Annotated in this window: 19 protein-coding genes; 6 read left to right on the forward strand and 13 right to left on the reverse strand. The window is 50.5% G+C overall.

Going from position 1 to position 21,858, the window contains the following annotated elements; translation table 11 throughout:
- Positions 1 to 7: 7 nt before the first annotated feature.
- From BGO59_RS33250 to BGO59_RS33270, 5 genes are all read right to left on the reverse strand, one after another.
- Complete coding sequence (locus BGO59_RS33250) at positions 8 to 1,387, reverse strand: DoxX family protein (protein ID WP_365982101.1); 1,380 nt, start codon at positions 1,385 to 1,387, stop codon at positions 8 to 10.
- A 21-nt stretch (positions 1,388 to 1,408) separates the two neighbouring features.
- The gene (locus BGO59_RS33255) at positions 1,409 to 2,761 is read right to left on the reverse strand and encodes a RagB/SusD family nutrient uptake outer membrane protein (RefSeq protein ID WP_293691517.1); all 1,353 of its coding nucleotides are present in this window, start codon (positions 2,759 to 2,761) and stop codon (positions 1,409 to 1,411) included.
- Positions 2,762 to 2,910: 149 nt separating this feature from the next.
- Entirely contained in the window at positions 2,911 to 5,952 is a 3,042-nt protein-coding gene (locus tag BGO59_RS33260; protein WP_293691519.1) for a TonB-dependent receptor, read from the reverse strand.
- A gap of 296 nt (positions 5,953 to 6,248) precedes the next feature.
- Complete coding sequence (locus tag BGO59_RS33265; protein ID WP_293691521.1) at positions 6,249 to 6,692, reverse strand: DUF4395 domain-containing protein; 444 nt, start codon at positions 6,690 to 6,692, stop codon at positions 6,249 to 6,251.
- Between the two features lie 26 nt (positions 6,693 to 6,718).
- Positions 6,719 to 6,979, reverse strand: coding sequence for an ACT domain-containing protein (locus BGO59_RS33270; protein WP_293691523.1), 261 nt, complete (start codon positions 6,977 to 6,979; stop codon positions 6,719 to 6,721).
- Positions 6,980 to 7,373: 394 nt separating this feature from the next.
- Between BGO59_RS33270 and BGO59_RS33275 the strand changes: the two genes are divergently transcribed.
- The 3 genes from BGO59_RS33275 (at position 7,374) to BGO59_RS33285 (ending at position 9,608) form a co-directional block, all read left to right on the forward strand.
- Positions 7,374 to 7,817 (forward strand): Rrf2 family transcriptional regulator, encoded by a 444-nt coding sequence (locus BGO59_RS33275; RefSeq protein ID WP_293691525.1) that lies wholly within the window; start codon positions 7,374 to 7,376, stop codon positions 7,815 to 7,817.
- Between the two features lie 58 nt (positions 7,818 to 7,875).
- Positions 7,876 to 8,754: a LytTR family DNA-binding domain-containing protein gene (locus tag BGO59_RS33280; protein WP_293691527.1), complete on the forward strand. Its 879-nt coding sequence runs from the start codon at positions 7,876 to 7,878 to the stop codon at positions 8,752 to 8,754.
- A 122-nt stretch (positions 8,755 to 8,876) separates the two neighbouring features.
- The gene (locus BGO59_RS33285) at positions 8,877 to 9,608 is read left to right on the forward strand and encodes a hypothetical protein (RefSeq protein WP_293691529.1); all 732 of its coding nucleotides are present in this window, start codon (positions 8,877 to 8,879) and stop codon (positions 9,606 to 9,608) included.
- A 16-nt stretch (positions 9,609 to 9,624) separates the two neighbouring features.
- Here the strand turns inward: BGO59_RS33285 and BGO59_RS33290 are convergent, their stop codons facing one another.
- The 3 genes from BGO59_RS33290 to BGO59_RS33300 form a co-directional block, all read right to left on the reverse strand.
- On the reverse strand, positions 9,625 to 11,598 hold the full coding sequence (locus tag BGO59_RS33290; RefSeq protein ID WP_293691531.1) for a 7TM-DISM domain-containing protein: 1,974 nt from the start codon (positions 11,596 to 11,598) through the stop codon (positions 9,625 to 9,627).
- A gap of 101 nt (positions 11,599 to 11,699) precedes the next feature.
- Positions 11,700 to 13,136, reverse strand: coding sequence for a Gfo/Idh/MocA family oxidoreductase (locus BGO59_RS33295; protein WP_293691533.1), 1,437 nt, complete (start codon positions 13,134 to 13,136; stop codon positions 11,700 to 11,702).
- A gap of 179 nt (positions 13,137 to 13,315) precedes the next feature.
- Entirely contained in the window at positions 13,316 to 13,612 is a 297-nt protein-coding gene (locus BGO59_RS33300; protein ID WP_293691535.1) for an SCP2 sterol-binding domain-containing protein, read from the reverse strand.
- Between the two features lie 147 nt (positions 13,613 to 13,759).
- On the opposite strand from BGO59_RS33300, the gene BGO59_RS33305 reads away from it, so the two are divergent.
- The 3 genes from BGO59_RS33305 (at position 13,760) to BGO59_RS33315 (ending at position 15,753) form a co-directional block, all read left to right on the forward strand.
- The gene (locus tag BGO59_RS33305) at positions 13,760 to 14,206 is read left to right on the forward strand and encodes a hypothetical protein (protein ID WP_293691537.1); all 447 of its coding nucleotides are present in this window, start codon (positions 13,760 to 13,762) and stop codon (positions 14,204 to 14,206) included.
- A 25-nt stretch (positions 14,207 to 14,231) separates the two neighbouring features.
- Positions 14,232 to 15,134: a serine kinase gene (locus tag BGO59_RS33310; RefSeq protein ID WP_293691538.1), complete on the forward strand. Its 903-nt coding sequence runs from the start codon at positions 14,232 to 14,234 to the stop codon at positions 15,132 to 15,134.
- 163 nt (positions 15,135 to 15,297) lie between these two features.
- Positions 15,298 to 15,753 carry a DUF2147 domain-containing protein gene (locus BGO59_RS33315; RefSeq protein WP_293691539.1) on the forward strand — a complete coding sequence of 152 codons (456 nt, stop codon included), beginning with the start codon at positions 15,298 to 15,300 and terminating at the stop codon, positions 15,751 to 15,753.
- A gap of 3 nt (positions 15,754 to 15,756) precedes the next feature.
- On the opposite strand, the gene BGO59_RS33320 is transcribed toward BGO59_RS33315, so the two are convergent.
- From BGO59_RS33320 to BGO59_RS33340, 5 genes are all read right to left on the reverse strand, one after another.
- Positions 15,757 to 16,998, reverse strand: a complete 1,242-nt coding sequence (locus BGO59_RS33320) for an alkaline phosphatase family protein (protein ID WP_293691540.1) — start codon at positions 16,996 to 16,998, stop codon at positions 15,757 to 15,759.
- 192 nt (positions 16,999 to 17,190) lie between these two features.
- Positions 17,191 to 17,973 carry an SDR family NAD(P)-dependent oxidoreductase gene (locus BGO59_RS33325; protein WP_293691541.1) on the reverse strand — a complete coding sequence of 261 codons (783 nt, stop codon included), beginning with the start codon at positions 17,971 to 17,973 and terminating at the stop codon, positions 17,191 to 17,193.
- Between the two features lie 185 nt (positions 17,974 to 18,158).
- Positions 18,159 to 19,370, reverse strand: coding sequence for a mannonate dehydratase (gene uxuA, locus BGO59_RS33330; protein ID WP_293691542.1), 1,212 nt, complete (start codon positions 19,368 to 19,370; stop codon positions 18,159 to 18,161).
- Between the two features lie 75 nt (positions 19,371 to 19,445).
- The gene (locus BGO59_RS33335; protein ID WP_020601016.1) at positions 19,446 to 20,723 is read right to left on the reverse strand and encodes a mandelate racemase/muconate lactonizing enzyme family protein; all 1,278 of its coding nucleotides are present in this window, start codon (positions 20,721 to 20,723) and stop codon (positions 19,446 to 19,448) included.
- Between the two features lie 32 nt (positions 20,724 to 20,755).
- Positions 20,756 to 21,700: an RraA family protein gene (locus BGO59_RS33340; RefSeq protein WP_293691543.1), complete on the reverse strand. Its 945-nt coding sequence runs from the start codon at positions 21,698 to 21,700 to the stop codon at positions 20,756 to 20,758.
- Positions 21,701 to 21,858: the final 158 nt, after the last annotated feature.

Genomic DNA, 21,858 nt, shown 5'->3' on the forward strand with positions numbered 1-21,858 from the left:
AAGAAGGTTAGAGTTTGAGCGATCCCCGTCGACCCGCTTTGGCAGCCTCGTCGATCAGGTATTTTTTATCCAGTTTGTCCAATACCGCATACACGGAGTCACGCTTTTCATCGACACCCGCCAGAATAATCCGGCCGTCACCGGCTTTGGTATAGGTCAGTTGCAGGGTTTCGTTAGGATAATGCGGATTTGCATTTTTAAGCGTCAGTAGTCGGCCAGTTGGGTCAACGGTGTAGCGATAATAGTGCCGACCCTGCGAGCCTGCATACTCATAATCTCGCCCGGCATCCGTGGCCGACAGTTGTTCGGTATTGTCATTGACCAGGTCAACAGCTCGGTTCGATTTGATGCTGATGGTATTCCATTTTTCGAAAACGACATCCTGCCAGCGAACGGGGTCCGTTTTCGAATACGGCAGCGTTTTACCAGCCAGCTTAAACTCACTCACATTATAAATACCGGCTGCTCCGGCTAATCCGGGTGTTTTCGGAAAGCGGATAGAGCCCTGTCGGTAGGTCGTGTACGTTGTGAAGCCATAGAGCAATACCGTCAGCCCGATAAATGCTCCTTTCAGTGCCAGCCGACTGTACTGTTGCCACTGTTCGCGCCATATCGGATGAAATCGATTGGGTACGGCCGCCACTTCGAGGGAAACCAGCCGAAACAACCGAATCGCATCGAAGGCAAACAGAACCAGCCCAAAGGAAATCAGCAGGCCACTGTACACGTACTCGCCCCCTTCATAAGCCAGATTGGAGAAGAACACGTTACCCAAAAATGGCAGTAGAATCAGCGTACCGATAGTTGCCGTTTTCCGATGCAGCAACAGCAAGCCACCCACCAGTTCCACCTGCCCCAGAAACGATTCATAGGAAGGTACAACCCCCAGCGACAATGAGAAAAGTTTCCAGGCCGTATGATCGCCATAGGCGGTGTTCAGATTACTAATCGACGGAAGGGGCGCCTGCAACGGGAAAAGTTTGATAAATCCATACGCGATCACGCCCAGAGCCAGTCGGTAGCGTAACGCTACCCGCAGCCAATAAAACAGGGCATCGTAATTCGTTTTTCGATCATCTTGCTGCGACCACACAACCGAACCAATCAGAGCCACGAGGGCAACGATACCCCAGTTAGCGAAACTATCTTCAGTGCCCACAAAACGGGGGGCATAATGCGACAGATTGAACAGGTATCGTGTGTACCCGCCACCGAACGAAACCAGATTTCGGAAAAACTGCGGATCGAGTGGCAGAATCTGAATCAGAAAATAGAGGAATACGAACCGGAATATTCCTTTTTCGACCGATGTCCAGCCACTGTCGGTCTGTAACTCGGCCTGTTGGAAGGTTTGCGGATTAGCAAACGTGGTGTCAGAATAAGGCATCGCTATAGGGTTTAGGAATAATCAGTAGCCAGGATTTTGCGTAAGTGCTTTGTCGGTCTGTAGCTGCTGAACCGGAATCGGCAATACGTACCGATTGGCATCGGTCAGGTTGAAAACAGCTCCGGCCCGACCCGTGCGTACCACATCGAACCAGCGATGAGGCTCCAGCGCAAACTCGACCCGTCGCTCGTTTTCAATCGCCAGCAGAACGGCGTCTTTTGTTGAGGTCGTTGTAGCGGTCAGAGCCGTCAGTCCCGCCCGATCACGGACGGCGTTCAGGTCAGTCAGGGCATCAGCCAGTTTATCCTGTTGAGCCCGAGCCTCCGCCCGAATCAGGTAGGCTTCGGCAATGCGGAACACATACGACGGATCGGAGCCGGGGTTGCGGTAGTAGAGGTTTCCATACCAGCGGTTCTGATTGTCTTTGGCAACCAGCACCGAGCGATTGCCCCCAACAGCCGGATCGTTCAGCAAGGCAACCAGTGCATCGTTGGGTGCCCATTGCCGTGTACCACCGTTGGTTTGCGGTTGCCATTGCCCCCGGTGGCTGTTCACTTCGGTCGTGCCGTTGTAGAAAATTTCGAACACCGACTCTGCCGTTCCCCGCGCATCGTTCTGGAAGAAGGCTCCATACGGTTTCACCAGCTTGTAGTTGGTCGCATCGCTGATGAGTCGGCTGGCGTAGTCTTCGGCTTTGGCGTAATCTTTCTGGTAGAGATAGAATCGGGATTTCAGCGCAAAAACGGTTTTCTGCGTGACCCGATAACGATCAACCGTGGTGGGTAACAGCGGCTCGGCGGTTTCGAGGTCTTTCAGCACCTGTGCGTAGGTTTCGGCCTGTGTGCTCCGTTTGATACCCGAGTTATCCGTCGGTTTGATGGTCGGATCAGTAATGATCGGTACCCCACCAAACGTACGGGACAGGTCGAAGTAAGCGAGTGCCCGTATGGCATAGGCTTCACCCAGGTACTGGTTTTTCAAGGCTGTGGTCAGGGCCGGGTCCGTTACGGTTGGCACTTTCGCAATGATGTTGTTGGCCCGGTTGATAGTCCGATAAATCGCAATCCAGACACTCGAAATGGTCGAGTTATCGGCATTCACCTTTTTATTGATAAACTCCTGCACCTGTGACTGCGAGCCCGTCCACTGGATGTTGTCGCCCGACAGGTAGCCGATGGATTGAAAACTTGTCCCGTAATAGTCGCCACTGGCCAGGGCACTATATACTCCCCGCAGCGCAGTCAGCGCCGAGTTCTGATCGGTAATCGTTTCCGTATCGGAGATCGACTCCAGCGGTTTTACATCTAAAAAATCTTTACAACTACTGACCGTGACCAGCAGAAGCAGAAAAAAGAGAGAGTTGATTGATTTCATTGGTTTATGTATGATTGGTCGTACCACCTCACCCCCGGCCCCTCTCCTGATTTCAGGAGAAGGGTGACTCACCAAGGGTAGCTGTTTTTCCATAAGGCCATGAGTTTCCTTTGGAAGGCGCCCCTTTCTTAAGATGGTTGGAGCGAATTTTATAAAGTCAAACTAATTCCACCCTGAATACCAACGGGCTGGGGAGGAGTGCCGAGGTCGATACCTTGTGCATTCTGATCGCTGCTGGAACTGGATTCGGGATCGAGGCCGGTGTAGTTGGTGAGCAGCCACAGGTTGGTGCCAACGGCATACACCCGAACGTTCTGAATGCCTAATCGACTCGTGATTGCCTTCGGAACCGTATAGCCTACTGTTAGTGATTTTAGTCGCAGAAATGAGCCATCTTCCAGCCAGCGGCTTCCGCCATCCCGGTAGTTGTTGACATTGATACCATCGGGACGAGGTACATCCGTCACGTCGCCCGGTTTCTGCCAGCGCGCCAGATTCGATTTGAAGATGATCCGGGCATCGTCACGCGCTCCACCACCTTCCCCGAAGAATCGATTGTGGTTGTAAATCTTATTGCCGTATTGATAGGAGAAAAACAGGTTCACATCGAAGCCCTTGTACGAAAAGCTGTTGGTAAGGCCACCAAAGAATTTCGGCCAGATGCTGCCCACCAGTTGCCGGTCATCGACAGTGATTTTACCGTCTTTGTTTACGTCGTCGTACACCACGTTGCCCGTTTGTGGATCGACATACAATTGTTTGTACACCCAGAACGAATACAGCGGAAAGCCCTGTTGCTGGAGAATCAGATCGCGGCTACCGTATTTGAGTGGCGTCGCCAGTTTTTCGATCCGGTTCACATTTTGCGCCACGTTGAAACTGGTCGTCCAGGTCAGCCCACTCTGGCGAAGGTTGACCGTGTTGATACCCAGTTCAAATCCTTTGTTGCTGATTTCGGCCGCGTTGCTCCAATAACTGCTAAAGCCTGTCGTACCGGCCAGCGCGATCTGAAACAGGCCGTTGGTGGTGTATTTATCGTAGACGTTCAGCTCCAGCCCAATCCGGTCGGTAAACAGCGATACGTCCAGTCCGGCACTGATTTGGCGGGTTCGCTCCCATTGCAAATCGGGGTTACCCAGTTGCTGGGGTGCAATACCGGGGCTTCCCTGATAGCCCGTGCCACCCGTCCAGAGCCCTTGTGCGGCAAAATTGCCGATGCCGTTCTGGTTACCCGTTACACCCCAGCTAGCCCGCAGTTTTAAATCGCTGATAGCCGTGACGTTCTGTAGGAACGATTCCTGTTTCACGCGCCAGGCCACCCCTACTGATGGAAAATACCCCCATTTGCGGGATGAGCCAAAGCGCGACGACCCATCGGCCCGTACACTGGCATCGATCAGGTATCGACCGGCGAAATTATAATCGGCCTTGGCGAAAAACGATGCCAGCGTGCTCTTGCTCCAGTTTTGCGAGCTGGCCGTAGTCGCTGCCGATGAAATCTGCGTAAAATTATCGTTCGGGAAGCCCCGCCCTTCAGCATACGTACGGGTCAGGTTATCGCTCTGCAACGTATTCCCGATCAGTACACCCAATGAGTGGTTCGAGCCAATCTTTTTCCGATACGTCAGCGTTTGCTCATTCAGCCAGGTAGTATACTGACTAATACTCGAGGTGGCATAGCCGTTCGGGCTACCCGAAATCAGTTTGGAATTCCAGTATTCCGACTCGTTATAGTTGTTGTAATCGATGCCGAAGCTGGTCCGAAACTTCAGGCCGGGTAGCAGTTGGGCATCCGCATACAGGTTACCGATGTAGCGCAGGCTGGTCGTATGAACATTGTAGTTGTTGATCAGCAAGGTTAGGTTATCGAACCCGGCGCGGCCTACCAGCACCCCCTGATCGTTGGTCGGCGACAGGTACGTAGGTGTGTGCAAAGCCGCCTGTAACAACCCACCCGCAGGGCCATCGCCCGCCCGACCCTGATTCCGGTATGTGCGGGTGAATGTATTGCTGACACCCACCTGTATTTTGTCGTTTACCTGCTGATCCAGATTGACCTTAAAACTGGCCCGGTTAAAGTTGATGGGCCGAATAATGGCTTCCTGTGTGTTGTAGCCACCTGCGATGTAGTATTTGGTCGATTGAGTACCGCCAGACAGGGAGATGTCGTAATTGCGGAGTTGAGCCGTTCGAAACAGTTCGCCCAGTCGGTCGTAGGTTTTCTGATCTTCGGGCAAACCACGGCCCCCTTCTGAGACGGGTCGAAATGGGCGGTTGGCAAATGTCCGGTTCAGCGAGGGGGTATCTTTACCCGTGTTTACCCACCATTCATTTACCAGGGTGGCATGTTCGGGGCCAGTCGTCAACTCCCAGAGTTTGGCAGCTTTCGCGGCCCCCGCCGACGCATCGATTTTCAGCGTCGACCGCTGGCCAAAAGCACCGCGCTTGGTTGTAATCAGTACCACACCGTTGGCCCCACGAGAGCCGTATAATGCCGTAGCTTCAGCATCTTTCAATACCTCAATACTCTCAATATCAGACGGATTGATATCCGCAATGGGTGAGGTAGCTTTCCCTCCGGTACCAATTGTCTGAAGGCTGTTGCTGTTGATAAATACACCATCGACCACGTAGAGCGGGTCGTTACTGGCATTGATCGATGTAGCTCCACGCACGCGAATGTTGACCCGTTCGCCCGGCACACCCGTAGCACTCGAAATCTGCACGCCCGGTACTTTTCCCTGCAACTGGGCATCCACACTACCCACAGGAATGGATTTGGTATCGGCCGGATCGATTTTGGCAATGGAACCAATCAGATTTTTCCGTTCCGATGTGCCGTACCCGACTACGATAACCTCACTAAGTTGCCGTGAATCAGCCGATAATTGTACTTGTAAGGGTGCCGTTCCGTTGACGCGCACTTCGATGGTTTTATAGCCAATGGCCGACAGAATGAGCTGATCACCTGGTTTAGCCGACAAGCTAAACTGCCCGTTTGCATCGGTAACGGTCCCTTTCGACTGACCTTTCAGAACAATATTGACACCGGGAAGCGATTCACCGTTATCGGCCCGGACTGTGCCGGAAAGCGTAGCTATTGAGGAATTAGCGGATCTGTCGGTTGATTGAGCAGTCAGATCCAGCGAAACGAGTAAAAAAATTACCCATACTGCATAGAGTTTTTGCATTACTTTGTAATGGTTACGTGAGAAACAGGGTAGTCCACCCGGCGTCGTAAGCGCCTGATGGATCAAAAACTAGCTTGTTGTGACCTGCCGAAACGGTTGCCGCCGTTTCGGTTTTTTTATTCATCCCACCTATACCGGTTGCCGCCAGCCTAAGTGGTTTGATCGGTTAGGGTGAGGGTGGATTCTCAAATCTGCCCTCGTACGATTTCTCAAAACTGAGCTAGACAAACCGTTCGGTTTTGAGAAACCGCACGCGTCAGGTTTAAGAACCTGACGTCACGAATGCAAACAATTTCTTAGTCATTTACTTTAGCAAACAACCGTAGGTAATACGTATACACGTAGCAGCCAGCGCAAAAGCCAACAATTGATTCCAGTGCGGCAAAAACGGCCAGCACACTTACTGCAAGTAGAGTTGAAACGCCTGCTATATGTAGTACCATAATCAGGATAGCAAAGCCGAAGCCAATGCGAGCCGCGAATTGCTTAGGAGCCTGATCGGTGCCTTTATAAGGCAAATGGAAAGTATTTACCAAGCCGTCGGCTATCGTTCCTAATGGACTGTATTTTCCTAAATCGGTGCTCCGAAGACCAAAATCGACAAACAGTAAAAGAGGCAAAGCCAACCAATTCGTTAGCAAATACACAACGGCTATAAGCAGGACAAGACCCGCTACCAGACGAACTTTCGTCTCATTGATCTGAACCCCACTCGTGGGACATATAATCTGGTTACTCATGTTTTAGTTGTTTTCGGTATTCTTTGTCAATCACTCTGCCGCACACTAACCAGCCCCTGTATGGCAGACAACTGCCGGTAAATTCGGGCCAGCTGATTATCGTCCTGTACCCAGACCGTCAGCTGACCATCGACCCGAACGCCATTGACCACAAACGACAGTCCCGTAATTCGACACTGGTCATCCTGTGGAACGGCATTGGCTACGTCGTCTACGAAATTCAGTCGGTCGAACCCGATAATCTGGTAGACCAGTTGGCGGTTTCCTGTTGTTGAAGCTGATAGCATACCGGAAGCGAATTGTCGTTGAACGTTGTTGTTTGTTGACGAAGTGAATTGTTAAAAATATTTAATCTATGTACTTAATATAGATTTAAAGTAAATTCTTACTTTTGCCTGTCGATGAAGGAATCGAATGTATGTGAAGGCTAGTTAATCAAGGAATTACCAGAACTGGAACCGATGAAACTACACGGCTACTATCCTCCCATTAACAAGGATAATGGTTCATTTTACAACAACATCGGAGCAGGCAGAAGTCCATTACGAACTGAGTTTGTGGTCATTGACGCCGTAAAGGTAAGCGGGAGATTTTTTATTTTCCAAATTAGTATATAAAATTTATCGGATAAATATATTATCCTAAAACCCTATCGGAATCACACACTAAATAAAATGCTATATGATCTCTAAAAGAGCAAAATACGCGATCAAAGCCATGAAAGCCTTGACCCAGGCGTATGGGAACGGACCCGTGCTGATTGCACGCATTGCCGAGCAGGAACACATTCCACAAAAATTTTTGGAAGGCATTTTACTGGAACTGCGGAATCATGGATTGCTGCAAAGCCAGAAAGGGAAAGGGGGTGGCTACATGCTGCGGGTGGAGCCGGATCGGATCACACTGGCCCAACTCGTTCGTATTATCGATGGCCCCATAGCACCAACGCCTTGTGTGTCCCTTCATTTTTACACCCGCTGCGACGACTGCGACAGCGAAGAGACGTGTAAGATCAGGCCCATCATGCTACGTGTTCGGGACGCCAACCTGGCCGTTTACGAAAAAACAACCTTACAGATGCTCGTCGATGGCATAAAGGAACCGACTATGTTGGTACCTGTATAATCCAGCGCTGGCTTTTGCTACATTTGCCCTACACAGGCAATGCAAACGCTGATCCGGTATGGCCCCGCTTACGCGCCGACAACACCTTTACCTCCGCCTTGCGCTGGTGCCCATCGCTGCGCTGGTCGCTTCACATGTGGTGTTTGGTCAGCTATTTCCAGGGCAACCGGGCTATCAGTTTCCATGGCCTTATTTTCTGACGGTAGCAACGGTGATGGCCTCCTGCTGGGAGGTGAATCTGGCTGTTTTTGACTGGCTCGATGCCCGACTGCCGTTTGGTCAGCAGCCCACCCGGCGTTTGGCGGCTCAGTTTGTTGTGGGTGGAGTAGCTACGTTAGTGACCTTTGCTATTGTCTTCCCACTTGCTCAACGGCTATACACAAGCCACTGGCCAGCTCTGCCAACGGTGTTGAAAGGAATAACGGTTTGTATCACATTGGCGTCACTGCTGAATGGCGGCTACGTAGGGCTTTATATTTTACGGGCTTTTTTAACTGAGCGCGAGATAAAAAGTCGATCCATTTCCGAAAGTCCCCTGGGTTCCAACCCAATCACTACGCCTTTGCCAGTGCCCCAACTGGTTACGATAGCCATGCATACGGGTAAACTCCGGCTCTCTGTCGATCAGATTGCCTATTTCTATTCAACAGGTGGGTTGATCTTACTGGTCAAAACCGATGGACAGCAGGTGTCTACGTCCTATTCTTCCTTTGCCCAATTGACCCCTCAACTCGATAACCGATCCTTTTTTCAGCTTAATCGCCAGTTTCTGGCGGCCCAAAACGCCGTTCGGACGGTTCAGGACGATACCAATCGTAAGCTGGCCGTCCTGCTTGTTCCGGCCCTGCACAGGCAGCAACCGCACGAAGAGGTGATGGTAAGCCGGTATCGGCGTCCTGATTTTAAAAAATGGTTTGAGGCTACCCCAATCGCCTGACCATTCATCGTTCGTTTGGATACTATTCATCGTCATAGAGGGCTGGCCATTGCATTTCTGTCTGACGACTGTCCTTCCTTTGCCATCGCAAGTAATAGGACTTGCTCTAACAGGCCGTTATCATGCAACCCAATCTTTCTCATCTATACGACACGACACCGCTCTGGCTCGACGCTTTTTTTGGAGCAACAACGCTCTTAACTGGTTATTATCTCTATAGCGGGGTTCGACAGGTTTCCAAACGTGCAGCGAATCGATTGTTCGTTGGCGTATCGATCTGGCTAATCATTTTAGCCCTTCTAGCCTACAATCAGATTTTTCTCCACCTCGATGCCAGACCGCCAGGTTTAGTACTGGTTATTGGTCCACCATTACTTTTTATAATAGGCCTGTTCATCACAACCCAGGGGCGGCTCTGGATCGAAAAACTGCCACTGTCGACACTGACCGTTCTCCACGCTGTACGGGTTCCTGTAGAGCTAAGTTTGTACGGGCTTTATCTATACCATCAGGTGCCGCACTTGATGACATTTGAAGGAGGCAACGTTGATATTCTGTCGGGCCTGACGGCTCCTGTTGTGGCTTATTTTACGTTTCAACGCCACCAATTGTCAAACCAATGGCTTTTAGTCTGGAACATGCTGGTGTTGGGCTTAGTGCTGAATATTGTGATTCATGCTATTTTGTCGGCGCCCTTCCCCTTTCAACAATTCGGTTTCGATCAACCCAATGTGGGCATTCTGAAAGTCCCCTACGTCTGGCTTCCGGGTTTTGTTGTTCCTACCGTTTTGTTCGCACACCTGGTTGCCATTTATCGGCTGATAAAGAAGGTTGTTCGTAACAAGCCAAGCTGAACGATGCGTTAATCGCCTATACATCTACTTCTACGGTGGTGCCTTCTTCAGCAAAAACCCGGAAGGTGCCGCCTAGTTCCTGCGCGCGGGTCTGCATATTCTGAAGGCCGTAGTGATGACTCGATACAACAGTATTGTTCCAGGTGAAGCCGCAGCCATTATCATGAATCCTGAGGTTAATCCGCCCGCCCGAACTCACCTGCAACTGCACGTTGGCGACCGTAGCCTGCGCATGCTTGACAACGTTGTTCAGGGCCTCCTGCACGATTCTAAACAGATTTAGTACCTGAGTCGATGAAAGCCGTTGCGATTGCGAGCCCATGACCTGTACATCGACATGCAGGCCATCCGGTTCATGGAAATAGCGATTGATATACTGATTCAATCGTTCGTCAAACTCCTCGACGGTAAAGCTTTCCTGGTGAATGGCCCAAATGGTTTCGCGAAGTAGCTTAACGGCTTCGCGGGTGTGCATGACAATCGTCCGTAAGCGCGACGCCCATTGCTTCCCTTCTTTCGTCGATTGTTTTTCGGCCTGATCGCTAATATGTGTCAGATTGGTCACGATGAAGGCCAGATGCGCCCCTACGTTATCGTGCAAATCGCGGGCAATCCGTTCTTTCTCGACCAGTAGGCTATTTTTCAAGGCCAATGCCTGTACTTCGGCTTCGTAGGCCCGTTGCTGCTGATCGGTACTTTCTTTAATGAGCCGCTCGGTTCGGTCGCGCTCCATTTTGTAGCGATAGGCTAAACCAATGGTCAACACCAGCACTTCAAACAAAGCCGCTACGGCATAATAGGTAAAATTGGCGACTGGCTCAACGGTAGGAATCAAACCAAAATTGGCGAAGACCTGCCCAAGATTAAGGGCGTAAAACGGCGAAACGGCAATCAGATACAACCAGGCTTCGCCAACGTGATACCGCCGAACAATTCCTACCACAATATAGGCCCCAATCACGGGCATGGGAAACCAGTAAAAAATCGAGAAGATTCGCACCATAATCAATTCGACCGTGGGCGAAAAGGGGGTAATCAGTTCAATGGTCAGGCCAAGCAAGCAGAAAAGGCCACACCAGAGCACCACCGTTCCGATGGTATGCCAGCGCCGGGAAGGCGTATTTTTGACCGACAGAAAGGTACGAACGAAGGTTAGCTGCGAATAGAACAGAATCAGAGGGAACAGGAAATAGATATTCTGCCGGGGCAACCAGAACTGAAGCTCGAAACCAAACTGATTCAGAAAACCGTCGTTGATGACAAAAAAACCGACCAGACCCAGCAGGCAGAAAATGTATTTCGAATAAATTTGGTCGAGCGTGGTCAGAAAAAAAATAAGGCTCATAACCGCCACAAACGTCAGTGCAAACAGTACGCCCCCCCAAAATAAGTAGCCTTTCTGAACCAGCGATTCATAGGCCGACTCCCGAATCAGGCTAATGGGTACAAGCTGCGTACCCCGCTGTTTATACATGCGGAAATAGGCTGTTACGCGCTCATGGGCAGGTACAGTAAACGGAAACCAGTAATGACGGTGATACCGAATTCGTTGGGTAGCGGGCGTTTTCCAGCCGATTACGGGTGAGGCCGACAACACCCGATTGTGGCTGTCGACAATGAAAAGTTGAAGGGAATCGAACGACCAGAAATCAACTTCGGCTAACCAGGCCTGCGTCGTTTTCGAGCCATTTTCCAGCCGAAATCGTAACCAGACAGGCCGAGCCGCTTTTATACCCGTTACATAGCCAAAGTTAGGAACGGGCGTCGCTATAGGTTGAAAGACATTACCCGAAGCCAGCCCAATCATGTCTGCAATCGTTCGGGTAGCCAGCGAGTCACGGAAATAAGCCAGGTGTCCACGTAATGATACCTCATTGCCCTGCGTAGACAAACGAATGACCGGCTGCTTACTGAGCGGTTGTGCTGCCAGGCGAAAAGTCAGTAAGCAACAGCTTAAAATGAAGAATACCTGTTGACTAAAATGTCGCATCAGTGATTTGAGGTACCACTAATGTAGTCATTTATTTAGAGAGTGAAACAGTGAAAGAGCGAAAGAGTGGCAGCGGACCTCTGTTTCACTCTTTCGCTCTTTCACAACGAGTAGCCCCCATTGTACTGCCGCCGGACAAACTGGTTGGCGTAATCGAAGTTGGTAATCTTCATGGTATCGCCATCCCAGAGGAGCCGCTTACGGCCCGTAAACTTGCCCCCTTCGCGAGCCATGTAGGAACGCGTGGCTAGGTTGCCCATCAGAACGGTTTCGGTAAGCGGCCCCGACTGATCGAACGACGACGATGTATAGGCGCCATACCCTTGTTTGCAGGCTTTCACCCATTGCTGCTGATGCCCTTCCGTTTTGCCTTCGACCAGCGGTTTTTCGGGAGCAGGCAAAGCCGTATTGGCAAACTTATCGGCCGGAAGCAGTTTCGGATCGTTACCGAACAGGCCACCCGTCAGCATCCCTTTGGTGCCGATAAACAGAATACCGCCATTATTATCCCGGAACACCTCCTCATACGCTACCCCTTCGGGCAGTTGCGGCCGAATTCCCCCATCGAACCAGGAAAATTTAATCTCTTTTACTTTCTTATCGTCTGACGGAAAGGTCAGGTGAATAGCCGACGAGGGCGGGCAGCTATCGTCAAAGAAGGCTTCTTTGAAGAAATCGGCATACACCGAACCAACGCTGCACTCTACGGAAGTTGGGTATTTGAGTTTCAGGGCGCGGAAAGGTACATCCATGAAGTGGCAACCCATATCGCCCAAAGCGCCAGTGCCAAAATCCCAGTAGCCCCGCCAGCGGGTCGGCATGTAGGCTTCGTGATAATCGCGATAGGGGGCCGTTCCGAGCCAGAGCGGCCAGTTGACTTCGGACGGTACGGGCTGCGACTCCCCTTTGTCTTTCGGCGACCGTACCCCCTGCGGCCAAACCGGACGGTCGGTCCAGCAGTAAACCGTATGTACATGGCCAATCATCTTTTTCTGAATGGCCGTTTCGATAATCCGTGTAGCATCGCCCGAACTCCCCTGATTTCCCATCTGGGTTACGACTTTGTAGCGCTCGGCAGCCTGGGTCAGCATCCGGGCTTCGTAAATATCGTGGGTTAATGGTTTTTCGACGTACACATGCTTGCCGAGTTGCATAGCCGCCATAGCGATGGGCGCGTGCATGTGATCAGGCGTACTGACAATGACGGCATCGAAGCTTTTGCCAGCCTTATCGAACATTTCGCGATAATCCTGAAAGTAAGGTGCATTCGGAAACTGAGCCCGGTACTTTTTCGCCTGACGATTATCGACATCACACAGAGCGACGATGTTGTCGGAACCATTATTATAGGCCAGCCGGATGTTCACATCGGCTTTACCCCCACACCCAACGGCGGCAATAGCCAGTTTATCGGATGGAGCAATAATTCGTGAGCCATTGGCCGATTTTCCACCCAGCACATGACGCGGAACCAGCAGAAAACTGGCCGCAGCCAGGGTACTATTCTCCAGAAATTGACGACGAGAGGGCTTAGGCATAATTTAAAGAGCGAAAGAGTGAATTGCGAAAGAGCGAAACTTGGCGACTACGACGAAGTACATCCTCCATTCAAACTAGTAAGCCAGAAACGCTTTGCTACTACTTATTTAACTGGTCCCTTAGTTTTGCTCTTTCACTCATTCGCTCATTCGCTCTTTCACTCTTTCACTCTTTATAATCACCCCATAATCTGGCCCATTTTCATGGCGATGCCCATATCGCCTTTGATTTTGAGTTTTCCCATCATCACGGCCATCATCGGATTCAGGTCGCCGGTGCTCATTTTCACCAGGTTATCGATCGTTACCTGCAAATCGCAATCGGCGGGTTTGTCTTCGTTCGATACTATTGCCGGTGACTGCGTGGCATCGATATAGACAACACCCTGGTCAGTTACGAGCTTAACGGTAGCGTTGATATTATCGGCATGTGTAACTTTGGTCCGAATTTGCTCGGTCAGTTCTTGCAGAGTCATTTGCTTTGATTTTCGTTGGTATGTAGGAAACACTGCCACGAAAATAAGGTTTTGGGAAGTTACATATGCAACTTCCTTTTAACAGGTCCTTAAACGCGGAGCTAAATCCGTTTGTATTAACCAGGCGGGCAGGATGTCCGCGTTACTATGCGCTCTCAATTTTTAACCCTTCTTTGTGTTCTTACCTTTCTAAGTTGTGCCTGGGGGATAGCGGATGCCGTCATATCGTTTTCGCAAACCGAAGCCGTATCCGAAACAACGCAGATCGAGCGAAAAAGTAAGCCCGACGACCAATCGCCCAAGCAGTACTATGAGGATCGCTCGTCGGGGAATGTACCCCTTCCCAACGATCAGGAGTTGGTTCGACTACTGGCGATAGCCTCTTTTTTTTACTCACTGATTACCCTGATCGGAGCCATTTTCATGTTCCGGCTGCGTCGTATTGGCTTCTGGATTTACGTGGCCGGAGTTGTCTGCGGATTTGTCTTACCCGTAGCACTGGCCGGATTTGAAGCTCTGAACGTTTCATTTGGTGTATTTTTCAGCCTGCTGTTTGTAGGGTTATACTGGCTGTCATTCAAGGAAATGCATTGACCCGTTTCGCCAACAACACCACATCATGAACTATTTCACTTTTGGCTTGACCATTCAAACGGCCATCAATTTCGACGGTGTTTTACAGCCGTCGAATGCGTCGGCCGATGTTACAATCACGGAAGGTGCTGTTCCTGAAAAAGCAGGGCAACTCACCCGTGTCCAGCGACGGGGGGTACGGGCAAAATTCGGCCGGACAGCCGATGCCATCATTATCAACTGGGACGGCATCGGCAAGTTTCGGATCAGCGACGGCAACCAGATTGTGTACCAGAATCTTGGCGCCGACGAAGGAACGCTGCGGTTATTCCTGCTCAGTGAAGTATTTGGTGTGATTTTGTATCAACGTGGCTTATTTCTGTTGCATGCCAGCGCTGTGGATGTGAACAACCAGGCCATCGTTTTTATGGGCATACCGGGTGCCGGAAAGTCGACAACAGCAACGGCATTTGGCAAGGCAGGCTATACTGTACTGTCGGACGATCTGGTGGCGATACAATTGATCGACAACAAGGCTTATGTAATTCCTGCATTTAGTCAGTACAAAGTCTGGCGACAGGCGCTAAACGGACTTGCTATCGATGCTTCTGCGCTGTCTCCCTCTTTTGAAGGGGCGGCAAAATTCCTGATCACCCAACCGCTAGATACATTCCCTAAAGAGCCCGTTCCGTTACGCCAGATCAATATACTTTTTCCGCCTAACTCCCGCGTCAACGAAGGCCAGATCAGTGCCATACGTGCTCCGGTCGAACTACTTCGGCATTTTCCGATACCTGTTCAGCTTCTAACCAAACCCTACTTACCTCAGCATTTTCAGCAATCGTTGCGCATTGCCCAATCGGCATCGATTCATTTCATGAAACGCACCAAAGATTTCCAGGCGCTGGAAGCGTATGTAGCTGAGCTTGGGGCCGAGCGAGTGGATTGAGAAACTACTCGCTGTGTCAGCAGGACAAAAAGTAGCCTGGTCCACCATTAAACCCTAGCGGCAAAGTATGATCTATATACAGGTCGGCATGATTTTTCGTTTACTACGCTGACAAGTCGTCTGCGAATTAGTTATACATCAAAATCATTGCCTCAACTGTCTTATGAATCTGTTTCGTTTCGCCATTTTCCTGTTCGTAGTCTCCCTGACAACCCCTTCTTTCGCCCACAATACCGACGATCCTGATGCGGTGCTGGGAAAATGGCTTAGCTCGAAGAAGAGGAATCAGGTCCAGATTTATAAACAGGGGAATAAATACTACGGCAAACTGGTCTGGATGCTTGAGCCAAATGATCCATCTACCAACAAACCTAAAGTTGACATTGAGAACCCAGACGAGAAGCTACGGAATCGCCCTCTGATCAATATGGTATTGCTGAAAGATTTGGTTTACAAGGGCAACAATGTCTGGAGTGGCGGAGAAATCTATAACCCGGAGGATGGCAAAACCTACAATTGCGACCTGACGCTGAAAGACGTCAATACGCTCGACTTCCATGGCTATGTAATGGGAATCAGCCTGTTAGGCAAAACCCGAACCTGGACGCGGGTACGCTAAATGCTATTCAACAATCCAGCGATTGAGGGAATTATGCCTACCTTCCAGCACAACCTTCACAAAGCCGGAAGGCAGTTTGGGTACATCGAGGGTAGCGGCTTCGGCACTGGCAGGCACTTCGGCCAGCAAGCTGTATTGGTCGCGTTGCCCTTCTTCAAAGTGATTGGTTGTCGATACCCAGACTTTTACGACACCTTCTTTATCGACAGCTTTCCAGTTCAGTAAAAGCTTACCGGATTCTTTTCGGGCTTTAGGCTCTGTAATAGAAATTTCCCCCGTCAATGGAACACCGTCGAGTTCAAAGGCCTGCTCTTTCGGAATGGTTATGCCTAAATGGCGGGCCATTGTTGGCATAATATCGACAATGGCAGGTGTGGCTGTTTTAAACTGACTGTTAAGCTCTTTGGCGTTCGTCACAATCCAGGTAGCCCGCTCCCGATCCGACTGCCCACCATGGTTTTTGCCTGTATCGGCGCTACGGCCATGATCGGTCGTGATGAAAAGCTGCCAGTCTTCACCAAATGTTTTCTGACGATATTGAATGGCTTTCCATAAACGGCCCATTTGATCGTCCATTAGGCCAACGGCTTTGTAAAATTGTTCGCTGTCACCGTATTTATGCCCCATATCGTCGGTATATTCCAGGTACACCCACGACAGATCCGGGCTTTCGTCCTGAATGTATCGGCACGCTTCGGCAACTACTTTTTCGTCGATCCGGTGGATATAGTCGGATTGCTTATCGTGGGGAAAAAGTAACGTATCGTGTTCCAGACCATCGAATGAATAGTCGATCCGTAACTTTCCGGTTTGGGGTAAATCTTCGCCTACCAGTTTGGTGCGATTATCGAGCCAGGTGGAGAAAACGGCCGTTTTCCGGGCGGGATATTGCTGTTCAAAAAAGCGAAAAATAGTCCAGTAGGCGTAGTTGGGCGCTTTGATGCTGTTGTCCCACACATTGTGTTTATTGACCCAGGTGCCTGTGAGCAGGCTGTTATACCCGACGGCCGAAATGGTTGGCGTTTGCGAATAGCTGCTTTTTTGTCCGCCTACATAAGCTCGGGCGTAGCCACCCTCTTTGGCAATAGCTTTCAGATTGGGCGTCGGCTGTTTCTCGATCACATCGGACGGAATGCCGTCTACGATCACGAATAAGGCTTTTTTAGCCTTGGTTTGCGCCCAAACAGACTGAGTAATGAGCAGGCAAGCGGAAATATATAGGGAAACTTTTACGATCCGTTTCATGGGAACCAGTACGCCATTTTGCCCCAAAATAAGTGCAGTCGGGTGAATAGTAAGGACTCTACCTGAAAACTTTACAGTTGGGTAATATCAGAGAGCCGTTTTGTTTTTGTCATTTCGACCAGAGGGATAAACCTCAAGCCTACTACCAGGCAAGTTTGAGATTTATCCCTCCGATCGGAACGACGAAAAATGTTAAAACCCAATTGAATTACCGCCATCAACCGGTAGCGACACGCCCGTAACATACCGAGCGGCTTCGGAAGCCAGAAAAACAGCCGCCCAGCCAATATCGGATGGTTTACCGAATGCGCCCATGGGGGTGCGACGCATAGCGCGGGCAAAGCGGTCAGGGTCGCCACTCATGGCCGTCTTGCTCATGGCCGTTTCAATGAAACCCGGTGCAATCGAGTTGACCCGAACCCCGTTGCCCGAAAATTCTGACGCCAGTACTTTCACCATACCCTCCACACCCGACTTGGAAGCCGCATAAGCAGCCACCCGGTCGATACCATAATAGGCTGCCATCGACGAAATCATGATAATCGAACCCCGCTGGCGAGCCATCATCCGTTGCGCACAGGTGCGCGTCAGACTAAAAACCGAGTTCAGATTGGTATGTACAATCCGGTCGAAATCCGCGTCGGATACCTCCAGTGCGGGCTTTTTCATATTGATCCCCGCATTATTCACCAGAATATCGATGGGCCCCAGCTCGACCTCAATTTTTTCGACCAGTTCCTCCAGCGATTCGCGGTCAGTTACGTCGTTAACCTGATAATGGGCGCGTTCGCCTAAAGCCTGTACGGCCTCTTTTAGCGGCTCTTCCCGACGGCCTGTGATGACGACCCGGCCACCCGATTCGACCATACAGCGGGCAATATCGAAACCAATCCCACTACCTCCGCCGGTGATTAGGGCTAGCTTACCTTCAAGCGAAAAAACGGCTGGATATGTCAAATTTCCTGTTTGTGTCATTACGATTATACATAAATTTATCGAACGCAGATTTTTATGATGATTATGATTTGTTAAGATTACAGAATCATTTACAACTAACAATTTCCTGATTATCAGAAACTTACCAAAACGATTATGACCTATAAAAATCATAATCATCATAAAAATCTGTGTTCTATTGTGCTACAGCTATACAAATGGTATTACTCTATCGATTCTAAACTGCGCTCGATACCCAGTTCAAGACCACGCAGCTCAGCCAGACCACGCAAGCGCCCGATGGCTGAGTAGCCGGGATACGTTTTTTTGTGTAAGTCGTCGAGCATCTGGTGGCCATGATCCGGTCGCATCGGAATCGCCGTTTCGCCGGTGCCTGCTCCCGCCCGTCGTTTTTGCTCAAGAACAATCTCTTTGATAACGGCATACATATCGACATCACCCGCCAGGTGATCGGCTTCGTGAAAGTTCCGCGAATCGGCTTCGCGCTTGGTTGTGCGCAGGTGAATAAAATGGATGCGATTACCAAACCGCCGAATCATTCCCGGCAAATCGTTGTCGGGCCGTATGCCCAACGAACCAGTACAAAACGTTATGCCATTGGCAGTTGTATCGCAGGCATCCATGAGTTGCGCCAGATCGGCCTCCGTACTGACTACGCGGGGTAAGCCCAGCAATGGCCTTGGCGGATCGTCGGGATGAATGCACAGGTTGACACCCACCTCCTGCGCTACCGGAGCCACCTGCTGAATAAAGTAATACAGGTTTTCCCGTAGCTCTTTATCGCCAATCTGGCTGTACTCATTCAATAAGCCCTGAAAGGTATCCAGTGAAAAGGCCTCTTCGGAACCCGGCAATCCAAGCAAAACGGTATTGGTCAGTTCGGCAACCTGTTCAGGGGTCATTTGCGCCAGTTTCTGCCGGGACGATTCGATGATCTCTGGTTCGTAATCAGCTTCGGCGCCAGGGCGTTTCAGGATATAGAGGTCAAACAGGGCGAAATCTTCCCAGACGAACCGAAGGGCCAGCGACCCGTCGGGCATTTCGTACTTAAGATTGGTTCGCGACCAGTCCAGCACCGGCATAAAGTTGTAACAGACCGTTCGGATGCCACAAGCGGCCAGATTTCGGATGGATTGCTGGTACGTCTCGATATACCCAGCGCGGGTTGGCCGTCCTTTCTTGATGTCTTCATGAACGGGCAGACTTTCCACGACTGCCCAGTGCAGTGGTGAATACCGCTCGTTATCGGCTTCAACTAGATTTTTGCGTTTGGTGATTTCATCGATGGGCCACAGATCACCTACCGGAATCTGATGCAGGGCCGTCACGACCCCCGAACAACCTGCCTGCCGAATATCCATCAGCGAAACCGGATCGTTCGGCCCGAACCAACGCATGGTTTGTAACATACTCATTGTATTGTAATGCGGGTGGGAGCCCGCAATTTGGCTTATAAATTGCGGGCTCCCACCCGCATTACTACAAATTAATCAAACAAAGAACGGAACATCTTTGGGGGCGTATTTCCGCATACCCTCTTCGTTGATTTCGACACCAATACCGGGTTTTTCGGATAATGGAATAAACCCTTTCTCCACCATCGGCCCGTCGAAGGTAACGATCTCTTTGAACATAGGCTCCTCATGGAAGTAAATCTGCCATTCCAGAATTAGGAAGTTGGGCACCGAGGCACATACATGACTCGATGCCATAGCCCCCAGATAGGACGCTACCATGTGTGGCGCAAACGGTACGTAATACAGATTCGCCAGATTGGCAATTCGTTGTGCTTCACCTAGCCCACCCGCTTTCTGCAAATCGGGCATGATAATGTCGACAGCGCCAATTTCAAGCAACCGACGGAAGCCGTGGGCCAGATAATGGTTTTCGCCCGCGCAGATAGGCGTTGTGGTAATCTCCCGGATTTGCCGGTATGCTTCGGGATTTTCGGCCGGAATGGGTTCTTCCAGAAAGAGCAGTTTAAGTGGCTCCATCATCTTGGCAACCCGTCGGCCGGTCGTCATGTCGTATCGCCCGTGCATGTCTACGCAGATGTCGATTTTAGGGCCAACGGCTTCCCGGACTCCCGCAATCTGGTTGTACATCCGCTCCAGTTCGCCGGGGCTGGCGGTCCAGTTGTAAGCATCATATTTGTTGGGGTCGTTACGCTCGTCGATGTCGTATTTTACGGCCGTAAAACCCATATCGACCGCCCGTTTGGCGCTTTTACCAAAGGATTCCGGACTGGTATCCGTCTCCCGGTAGGCTCCCGTATCGCAATACACCCGGATTTTATCCCGAAATTTTCCGCCGAGCAATTGGTATACCGGCAGGCCAAGCGCTTTCCCAGCCAAATCCCAAAGGGCTGTTTCGACAGCCGATAATACCGATACATAAATACCGGCCTGTGCTCCCTCGAAGAAGCCGGATTTCCGAACATCTTCGAAAATCCGGTTGACGTTCAGCGGGCTTCGGCCTTTAATCCGCTGGCCAATCAGTTTGACTAGATGGTAGGTTCCGACCGACGCATCGACGGCTTCGCCACACCCCCAGATGCCCTGATTGGTATGCACTTTCACAAATAGGCTATGGCCACCGCGCGTGTAACCACATTTGATGTCAGTAATTTTCAGATCGGACGGGGCCGATGATAACGGAGTCCGCTCAATGGCGGTTTCCAGCCCTTCGCCAAAGCTGGACAGCGCGCTGCCACTAAATACACTGGCTAACGCACTTTTGGTTAGAAATGAACGTCTTGAGGTTTTCATAAAAAATGAGGTCAGAAATGGTCAGGTATTTTTTACCAGGTTCGATTTTTGAGAAATTCCTGAATCTGCTCTTTTGGAACAGGAAGCTCATTGATGTGCGAATTCAGCCACTGCGAGAAGTCTTTTTCGATTTCATCCGACCAGCGTGTGTCGATTTGACCGGGCGTATATTTCTGCTCGCGCAGACGCTGATGGCCGAACATATCGCGCAGGCGAATGATCTCAGAGGTTTTCACCACTTTTTCGGCCAGATGGGGTGGAATGAAGCAAACGCCCCCATCACGTCCCAGGACAATGTCGCCTGGCATAACCATCACTTTCCTGATTCGGGTGGGTCGATTGATGCCGACCAGCGTTGTGTTGAGATCGCCTTCCGGATTATGGTGCGAGGGGTGATAGCTACGGAAATACGACGTAAAGCCACCAATTTCCTTCAGTCCGGCGATGTCGCGAACCGCTCCTTCGTACACAATGCCATTGCCCGTTTTGGCGTAGATCGAATTGCCCAGGTTGTCGCCAATGGTTGGTCCATCTTCGTGCATATCAAACTGATCGACCACATACACATCACCTTTCACCAGCAAATCAATCGGCCAGGCATTCTGCGACTTCACCCGACCATCTTTGGTATGGCCTTTTTCGTCCGTAACCCGGTGAACATCTGGCCGACCCGGCATAAACGTAGCCGTTACTGCCCGACCGACCAAAACACTGTCGGGATTAATGGTTTGCCAGCCACCCGCATACTGGTAGCGGTATTTTTCGCCTTTCAGAACAGCCCAGGCTTCTTCCTGCGTAACCAGTTTCATTCGCTTCAGAATGGCATCGGGTACTTTGGGTCGACCATCCGGGAAGCGTTCACCTTTCCAGTCGGGCGTCAGGAAGATCAGCTCTTCTTTTGAAATCTGCTGTGCAACCGATTGCACAGTATGACCAAGCAAGATTAGCATGGTCAGCCAAACGAATACATGCTTCATATAGATTAAGATGTTAGGGGGTTTACAGAAGGTTTGTCAACTACAATGACGTGCCATTAATTCTCTTTCTTCCAAAGCATATTCAGCGATTATCCTACCCTCGATAAGTAAAGGCAACCGCAGGCCGGGTTTAAGATATAGTTTTAATGTTTCGAAAA

Source organism: Spirosoma sp. 48-14, from assembly GCF_001898575.1.
GTDB lineage: Bacteria > Bacteroidota > Bacteroidia > Cytophagales > Spirosomataceae > Spirosoma.

What these genes read in the sequence shown, in the direction of transcription:
- BGO59_RS33250 (WP_365982101.1), bottom strand. Translation starts at nt 1,387, where the DNA reads ATGCCTTATTCTGACACCACGTTTGCTAATCCGCAAACCTTCCAACAG.
- BGO59_RS33255 (WP_293691517.1), bottom strand. Translation starts at nt 2,761, where the DNA reads ATGAAATCAATCAACTCTCTCTTTTTTCTGCTTCTGCTGGTCACGGTC.
- BGO59_RS33260 (WP_293691519.1), bottom strand. Translation starts at nt 5,952, where the DNA reads ATGCAAAAACTCTATGCAGTATGGGTAATTTTTTTACTCGTTTCGCTG.
- BGO59_RS33265 (WP_293691521.1), bottom strand. Translation starts at nt 6,692, where the DNA reads ATGAGTAACCAGATTATATGTCCCACGAGTGGGGTTCAGATCAATGAG.
- BGO59_RS33270 (WP_293691523.1), bottom strand. Translation starts at nt 6,979, where the DNA reads ATGCTATCAGCTTCAACAACAGGAAACCGCCAACTGGTCTACCAGATT.
- BGO59_RS33275 (WP_293691525.1), top strand. Translation starts at nt 7,374, where the DNA reads ATGATCTCTAAAAGAGCAAAATACGCGATCAAAGCCATGAAAGCCTTG.
- BGO59_RS33280 (WP_293691527.1), top strand. Translation starts at nt 7,876, where the DNA reads ATGGCCCCGCTTACGCGCCGACAACACCTTTACCTCCGCCTTGCGCTG.
- BGO59_RS33285 (WP_293691529.1), top strand. Translation starts at nt 8,877, where the DNA reads ATGCAACCCAATCTTTCTCATCTATACGACACGACACCGCTCTGGCTC.
- BGO59_RS33290 (WP_293691531.1), bottom strand. Translation starts at nt 11,598, where the DNA reads ATGCGACATTTTAGTCAACAGGTATTCTTCATTTTAAGCTGTTGCTTA.
- BGO59_RS33295 (WP_293691533.1), bottom strand. Translation starts at nt 13,136, where the DNA reads ATGCCTAAGCCCTCTCGTCGTCAATTTCTGGAGAATAGTACCCTGGCT.
- BGO59_RS33300 (WP_293691535.1), bottom strand. Translation starts at nt 13,612, where the DNA reads ATGACTCTGCAAGAACTGACCGAGCAAATTCGGACCAAAGTTACACAT.
- BGO59_RS33305 (WP_293691537.1), top strand. Translation starts at nt 13,760, where the DNA reads ATGCGCTCTCAATTTTTAACCCTTCTTTGTGTTCTTACCTTTCTAAGT.
- BGO59_RS33310 (WP_293691538.1), top strand. Translation starts at nt 14,232, where the DNA reads ATGAACTATTTCACTTTTGGCTTGACCATTCAAACGGCCATCAATTTC.
- BGO59_RS33315 (WP_293691539.1), top strand. Translation starts at nt 15,298, where the DNA reads ATGAATCTGTTTCGTTTCGCCATTTTCCTGTTCGTAGTCTCCCTGACA.
- BGO59_RS33320 (WP_293691540.1), bottom strand. Translation starts at nt 16,998, where the DNA reads ATGAAACGGATCGTAAAAGTTTCCCTATATATTTCCGCTTGCCTGCTC.
- BGO59_RS33325 (WP_293691541.1), bottom strand. Translation starts at nt 17,973, where the DNA reads ATGACACAAACAGGAAATTTGACATATCCAGCCGTTTTTTCGCTTGAA.
- uxuA (WP_293691542.1), bottom strand. Translation starts at nt 19,370, where the DNA reads ATGAGTATGTTACAAACCATGCGTTGGTTCGGGCCGAACGATCCGGTT.
- BGO59_RS33335 (WP_020601016.1), bottom strand. Translation starts at nt 20,723, where the DNA reads ATGAAAACCTCAAGACGTTCATTTCTAACCAAAAGTGCGTTAGCCAGT.
- BGO59_RS33340 (WP_293691543.1), bottom strand. Translation starts at nt 21,700, where the DNA reads ATGAAGCATGTATTCGTTTGGCTGACCATGCTAATCTTGCTTGGTCAT.